Source organism: Streptomyces sp. SID3212, assembly GCF_009865405.1.
Lineage (GTDB): Bacteria > Actinomycetota > Actinomycetes > Streptomycetales > Streptomycetaceae > Streptomyces.
In genome coordinates this window covers 1-2,541 of sequence record NZ_WWJY01000054.1, presented here as the reverse complement: position 1 = coordinate 2,541, position 2,541 = coordinate 1, and the positions used below count along the sequence as shown (strand labels likewise).

The 2,541-nt window shown below is 71.7% G+C and carries 3 protein-coding genes; 2 read left to right on the top strand and 1 reads right to left on the bottom strand.

Features of this window, described 5'->3' with window-relative positions; all coding sequences use genetic code 11:
• Positions 1-1,154: glycoside hydrolase family 3 protein (locus GT042_RS02090; RefSeq protein WP_161306979.1), on the bottom strand; the 1,154-nt coding region annotated here is incomplete at its 3' end.
• Between the two features lie 337 nt (positions 1,155-1,491).
• Between GT042_RS02090 and GT042_RS02085 the strand changes: the two genes are divergently transcribed.
• The gene (locus GT042_RS02085) at positions 1,492-2,109 is read left to right on the top strand and encodes a TetR/AcrR family transcriptional regulator (RefSeq protein ID WP_345943652.1); all 618 of its coding nucleotides are present in this window, start codon (positions 1,492-1,494) and stop codon (positions 2,107-2,109) included.
• Between the two features lie 241 nt (positions 2,110-2,350).
• Positions 2,351-2,541 (top strand): hypothetical protein (locus GT042_RS38615; protein WP_237530397.1); only part of this gene is annotated, 191 nt, incomplete at its 3' end.

Sequence of the window (2,541 nt, the reverse complement as noted above, 5' to 3'; positions counted from 1 at the left end):
AACCCGCCGGCGAGCGGGAGGGTGCCGTCGTTGGTGAGCAGGACGAGCGAGCGGCGGGCGGCTTCCAGGTTGAGCTCGGCGTGCCCGGCGCTGCCGACGATCTCGGCCTGCCGGGTGGCGTCGGGGCGCCGGGGGTTCTCGAAGAGCCCGAGCTCGAACTTGAGCGTCAGGACCCGGCGTACGGCCGCGTCGATCTCCGCCTCCTGGAGCGTGCCGGCCGCGACGGCGTCCTGGGCACCCTGGAAGAACTGGGGTGTGGTCATCACCACGTCGTTGCCCGCCCGGACCGCCGCGGCGGCGGCCTGCGCGTGGTCGGCGTACACCTGCTGCTCCCACACCATGCGGCCGACGTTGTCCCAGTCGGTCACCAGCGTGCCGGTGTAGCCCCACTCGCCGCGCAGCACGTCGTTGAGCAGCCAGTCGTTGACCGTGATCGGCACGCCGTCCATGGACTGGTAGCCGAGCATGAACGTACGGCAGCCCTCGCGGGCGACCCGCTCGAACGGGGGCAGGAACCACGAGCGCAGCTTGCGGCGCGAGATGTCCGCCTCGCTGGCGTCCCGGCCGCCCTGGGTCTCGGAGTAGCCGGCGAAGTGCTTGGCACAGGCCAGGATCGCCGTCGTGTCGGCGAGCCCGTCGCCCTGGTAGCCGCGGACCATGGCGGAGGCCAACTCGCCGATGAGGAAGGGGTCTTCGCCGAACGTCTCGCTCACGCGGCCCCAGCGCAGGTCACGGGTGATGCACAGCACCGGCGAGAAGGTCCAGTGGACGCCGGTCGCCGCGACTTCGACGGCCGTGGCCCTGGCGATGCGCTCCACGAGGTCGGGGTCCCAGGTCGCGGCCATGCCGAGCTGGGTGGGGTAGATCGTGGCACCCTCCCAGAAGGAGTGCCCGTGGATACAGTCCTCCGCGACGAGCAGCGGGATGCGCAGGCGCGTCCGGTCGGTCAGCTCGGCCGCTTCGAGGACGCGCTCGGGCGAGGCGTGGAGGATCGACCCGGCGTACATGTCCTCGATGAGGCCCCGTACCCCGTCCTTGGCGTTCAACTGGAGCATCTGACCGACCTTCTCGGGCAGGGTCATACGACCGACGAGGTCGTCGACCCGTTCCGCGACGGGCAGTCCGGGGTCGAGGTAGGGCGGCAAGGAGCCCACAGCAGTTCCTTTCACAACGTCGAATGGGTGTGTCGAGCGGACACCCGGACGCGGCGGCGGCGGTCCCGCTCCACGTCGCGTCCGCGGCGGAAGGACCCGGTGGGGGAGCCCCGCGACGTCGGTGGTCGTCGTCCTTCGCCGGTCACCGGGTCAGGCGTGGGGCAGACCGCGGTCGTGGTCATGGTCGGTGGTCTCCCGGGTCGGAACGGCTTGCTCAGGCCACTCCGACTCACGGTAGCCCAATACCGACCTAGTGGTAAGTATGTAGGTGTGCGAGCCTGCTCGGGGCTGTCCGGCCCGGGGCTGTCCGAGGGGACCTGACAGGGGAGAGTGACGAGTGACCGCCGAACCGCACCGTGGCCATGCCAAGGGCCGTGGCTACGCGAAGGGCCGCGCGAAGCGGCGTGAGATCATCGATCACGCCATGGCCCTGTTCGGTGAGGTCGGCTACCGCGGGGCCTCGCTGCGGGAGATCGCGTCGCGCTGCGGCATCTCGCACCCCGGCCTGCTGCACCACTTCCCCACCAAGGAGTCGCTGCTGTTCGCGGTGTTGGAGCACCGCGACGAAGTGGACGGCGAGTGGCTGGCGCTGGGCGGCGCGAAGGGGGTCGACCGGCTGCGGAGGCTCGCCGACCTGGCGGAGCTGAACGCGACCCGCCGGGGCATCGTGGAGCTCTTCTCGGTGGTCGCGGCGGAGGCGACCTCCCCCGAACACCCGGCGCACGCCTACTTCGTGGAGCGCTACCGCAACTCGGTCGCGTCCACGGCACGCGCGTACGCCCAGGCCTCCGACGAGGGCGCCCTGCGCACCGGCATCGCACCGGACGCGGCGGCGCAGCAGCTGATCGCCCTGATGGACGGGCTACAGGTGCAGTGGCTGCTCAGCGGCTGCGCGACGGACATGGCGGGGGTGCTGCGGGCGCACCTGAGGACGCAGCTGACGGTGGCGCTGTAAACACGCCTTACGGTACGGGCGCGACAGCGGCGGCCGGACCTCCGCGACGCGGGCGCGCCCGAAAACCGGTGGAGCCCCGCACCCGTCTTCCCGTACGGTGCTCCCGCCCACCATCCCCCCGTCGAGGACGCGCCGTTGAACTCCAAGTGAGACACCCCGAGCGCTGATCCACCGAGCACGTCGCACGTCTGCGGCGCGCTCCCTTTCGCTGCGGTCCTCTCACTGGAACTGGTGCATCACTGTGTCCTCATTCCGGCAGTTCGCCGTGCCCGCCTGCCCACCCCTCACGCTCCGCCGCTGCCCCGGATGCGCCCCCGGGCGCCACAACACCCCCGGCCTCGCGGCCACACCGGACGACGCGCGCGGCCCGGCCCGAACCGACCGCCCGGCCTGGCAGTCACCGTACGGTCCCGCACCGCACCGGACCCACCG